Origin of the sequence: Thermoflexibacter ruber (assembly GCF_900113045.1) — a bacterium.
Taxonomy (GTDB): Bacteria; Bacteroidota; Bacteroidia; order Cytophagales; family Thermoflexibacteraceae; genus Thermoflexibacter; species Thermoflexibacter ruber.
This window is the reverse complement of sequence record NZ_FONY01000090.1, coordinates 1-4,498: the sequence shown is the minus strand read 5'-3', so window position 1 is coordinate 4,498 and position 4,498 is coordinate 1. Positions and strand designations below refer to the sequence as shown.

Here is a 4,498-nt window from a genome sequence, read left to right as displayed (position 1 = left end):
GACCTCAAAGCCATTCAAAAGGCGGAAATGTACTATGATTTTTTTTAAATACTTCGCAAAAGCCTCCTAATGATTTTTTTAATGATGAAATCTTGCTTAATTTTGTTAAACTACATGCCGTCAATATCGAGTAAACCAAAATTTGGCGGTCATATTGATTTTGAGTATAAATACATTTACTTCCCAACAATCAGTTTTTCTCCTTCTTTGACCAAATCGTCTTTTTTCTTATTGAGGACTTTGAGTTGCTCATTAGAAATATTGTATTTACGTGCAATAAGAGATAGATTTTCCCCTTTGGTTACGATGTGGTAGTAAATGCGCCCAACTAACAGTTTTTCTCCCTCACGAATATTTCCCTCTGGCTTGTCATTGAGTTCTTTTAGCTTATCTACTTCGGTATCGTATTTTTTTGCAATGCTCGATAAGGTTTCCCCTTTGACTACAAAGTGATAAATAGGCTCAGAATTAAGAGAAGTTCTTGGCAATTCTCCTGTTTGATTTTTCAGTGCCTCTGCTAAATCTGCATCTACTACAAGTTTCGTTCCTGTAGGAATAGGTTTGGTTACGCCCAATCCCGGGGCTAATTTATTCCAAGTTTTCAAGTCCGAAGGTTTAATCTTGAATTTCTCACAGATTTTATACATGTCATCTCCGTCTTGAACTATGTAGTAACCCTCGTCCATTGCCAAAGCAGTTTGGGGAGGCGCAAGCAAGGTTTCAGGTTTTTTTAAGAAGACAGTATCTCCATTCCTGACGATTTTATCTTTGAAAATTTTGGGATTATTTTCTATTAGTAAATTAATATCTATGCCATATTTTTTGGATATGCCATATAAGGTTTCTCCTTTTTGCAAGATATGGAAAGAAGGCGGTTCAGTCCCCCCCATCGCTGTAGTAGGCATAGCAGGTTTTCTCCCAACAATCAGCGATTGTCCAAAGTCTATCCTTCCATCTTTAAGATTGTTCCAAATGCTGATGCTGTCAATAGCCACATTGTATCTTTGAGCAAGTCCGTAAATAGTTTCACCTGCATTGACGTTGTGTATGATTGCTTGGTCAAGAGGTACTGTGTTGAGTTGAGCAGTAGCATTGCTTGCTGTTTCGGTAGGGTTCACAGTGATAGTACCCCCTGCTGAACCAGAGCCTGAAACAATTAACTCAGTGATTTCCATTGGGATAGAGCCTCCTTTCACTACGTCAATAGGTATATTGTTTAACCTTGCTATGTCCTCATCAGTAAGATTATATTGAGATTTGATAGTAAAGAAATTATCTGAAAAAGGATTGACAGGTATCTTTTGAGTAACTCCTGTCCCTGAAGAAAGCGAGGAGTTCGTATTACCAACTTGTTGAATATTTACTTGTGGAGGTGTTACATCAACAGCGGAATTATTTGTGATTGGTTGTGAACCGCTTGTAATCTGTTGGTTTGTTTGAGATTTTGGGTAGATTACATTGCCATATTTAAGAGATTCTTCGTACCCTTTCAGTGTAACAACCAAAGTCCTCCTTTCGCTTGGGATAGTACCACTAAGTACTTGGGCTAAGGTTAAGCCATTCCATTTGGCTATATCTTCTTTGCTACCGTAAGGGTATCTTTTTATCACATTGTCAAAATAATCTATTCTTGGGTCAACCTCTATAATATCGCTGCCTGAGGAGGGTGGATTCAGGACATAAGGCATCGTAATCTCATCAACAGGCGTAATACTTAAGTTTAGGTTTGTAGGAGTAGTTACATTAGTATTGGTAACGGGAGGCGTATTGATTACAGCATTTCCAGTTCCTACTTCATTTTTAATAGGTTCATTATTAATTGGGTTATACTTTACTTCGTTATTTGATGAAGAAGCAGAAGTTTGTGTAGAGGCTTCATTCATTGCATTCCTGGGGGCGGTTCTACGCTTGATAGTCAAAGTTTGCCCTTTTCTTATCAAGGGAGCGTTTTCATCTATATTGTTAATCTTTGCAATTTCAGATTGAGGAATACCGTATTTCCTTGCAATACCGTATAAAGTTTCTTTGTCTTGGACAGTATGTATTACATCGGCACTATCTATGGAAGCGTTAGAAGGGCTGATAGTCGCAGCCGCTGGAGCGGTAAGTCTAAGTTTTTGTCCTGCTCTGATAGTAGATTTAGCATCTAATTTGTTCCAAACCCTTAAGTCTGCTACCTTCAAACCATATTTTTGGGCTATTATAGACAAAGATTCGCCTTTTTGCACAAGGTGTTCTTCTGAATTGGGGATGGCTTGTTGTGTGCTGTCAGATTTGATGACTGCTACATCATCAGGAGATGGAGGTAAAAAATCTGGATTTGCATTGGTGCTTAGCGTGCCTTTGTTATCTGATGTTCTCTCTGCTCTTGGGGGAGTAAGTCTTATTTTCTGTCCTTCGCTCAACTCTGTGTTTTTGAGGTCATTCCATGCGATTAGTTTATCTAATGGAACGTTTGTCTTTCTGTAAACGTCTGTGATTGTTTCACCAGCCATAGCTATATACACTGAGTCATTCGCTACTCTATCTGTTTTCTTTTCTTGTACTTGCTTGGAGTTAGTATCCTCTTCTTTCACCAAAACAGGTGATGAATCGGTATTGCTGGGAGTTTCTATGACGGTATTGTCTGGCTGTGCGTAGATAGGATTTTGGGCTAAGGCGCGGTATTCTACGGGAGTATTTTCAGGTCTGCGTGTGCTAAGCCAAACTACTCGTCCTACTTTGGCGGTATCTTTTTCTGTAAGTCTATTATTAGCCACAAGCGTACTTAAACGGACCCCATAGCGTTGGCTAACGTCCCAAAAGCTCTCTCCTGTTTCTAAGACATGTTCTTTGGCATCGGTTTTTTTGTTTTTTCTCTCTAAGTAATAGACTTGTCCTTGTTTTATGTCGTCAAAGTCTGTCATATCATTGAGCTGACGGAACTTGCTGGGGCTAATCTCTGCCGCCTCTGCCATATCTGTTACTTTGTCGCCTGCCTCAGCAATCATTGCTCTTAATCCGTTAGCTTTAACAAAAGTATAGGTCTTATCCCTAAAACGCTTGATAATTTTTTCTGACAAGATAGGATAGTTGATTTTGTTAGTATCTCCATAGACCATTGTTTGATTGATTAGAGATGCAATTTCCTCTTTTTGAGAAATACTCACAGGAAGCAGTACAGGAAATTGTTTATAAGAAGGAATTTTATTGGTCAGCAGCCACCTGTTATGTTCTTTGATTTGCTCAAATGGAATATGAGTAGATTTGGCTATCTCTTCCAGTGATTTACCTTTGGTGTTATGATATGCCAGCAACTCTACAAAAGAGGCTTCGCTCTCAATTTTATCTTTATAGGCTACTATGTAAGCTATCAAATTCAGAATTACACTGGGGGTAGTTGGAGTAATTTGGAGATAATTTGCCCCAATCAGGCTTTTGTCAATTTGATTCATAGCATCTATTACTTCCTTTCGGTAGTTCATAATCGTATATAACCAATTGCGAAAAACATAGTTTTTATCTTTCAAATAAGAGGCTATAAACTCTGTAGAGAGGATAAGATGTTTGCGCTCATCGACTTCCTCATTGACTAACATGCCTAACTGCAAAGCTAAGCTATCGCTAATCTGCCAAAATCCTACGCCTTCGTGAGTCCCCAAGTTAGCGATGAGATAGCTTAATTGTAAACTTAAATATTTGACATCTGTAGGGACTTGATGGCTTGTCAAAATCTCCTCCATGATAGGAAAATATAATCTGGCGCGAGAAACGCAGGTATGATAAAAGTTTTTTCTTTTAAACTCATCTGCCTTTTCTTGGATAATTTCTTTGGCTTCGTTATCTATCACTAATTTTATCCCTGCAAATTGCATTTCAGAAGGCACATCATAGAGTACAAGAGATGCCTTAGAAGGCAAGCACATCGTTACTCCTACGACCAAAGCAATAATAAAAATGTGTTTGTTCATGTGTATTTTTATTAAATTCAAGTCAAAAAATACTATTTACCTTAATTTCAGCGAAATATAGCATTAAAGTTAAACAAATTCTTTAAATTTAGAATAAAAAAATAGAATTTTTTTGCGAAAAATTAGGAAAATAGTTTAGCCCTGATACCTATTCACCTTTTTCATTTGACAACAATCTTGCTAAAATGATGTAAGAAAGGATAAATTTCCATAAAATTTTAGAAAAATAAATGGATAGTATTCAATAACGTGAGTTATTGAGGTAATTGCTTAAAAGTCAATTTTTTATGATAAAAAATGTTCAATATTAATAAATATAGTATATTTGAAAATTACACTAATCAAAGAATACTATGTACTTAATATTGAACACAACAAAACTAATAGAAATTTACATTACTTGTGATGACTTTGCTAAAAAATTTCAACAGTATCAATTAAGTCAAGGACAAGTTGTACCACAAGAAAAAATGTCTTGTTCAGAAATCATGGCAATTGTGATTTATTATCATATATCAGGCATGAAATGTTTCAAATATTACTATCAA

1 protein-coding gene and 1 pseudogene are annotated in these 4,498 nt (G+C 36.6%); one reads left to right on the top strand and one right to left on the bottom strand.

The annotated features are described in order from the left end of the window. Positions 1–176: 176 nt before the first annotated feature. Positions 177–3,950 carry a LysM peptidoglycan-binding domain-containing protein gene (locus BM141_RS22060; RefSeq protein WP_091549598.1) on the bottom strand — a complete coding sequence of 1,258 codons (3,774 nt, stop codon included), beginning with the start codon at positions 3,948–3,950 and terminating at the stop codon, positions 177–179. Between the two features lie 353 nt (positions 3,951–4,303). Between BM141_RS22060 and BM141_RS23325 the strand changes: the two are divergent. Continuing rightward, a pseudogene (locus tag BM141_RS23325) lies at positions 4,304–4,498 on the top strand (IS982 family transposase); the annotation flags it as partial.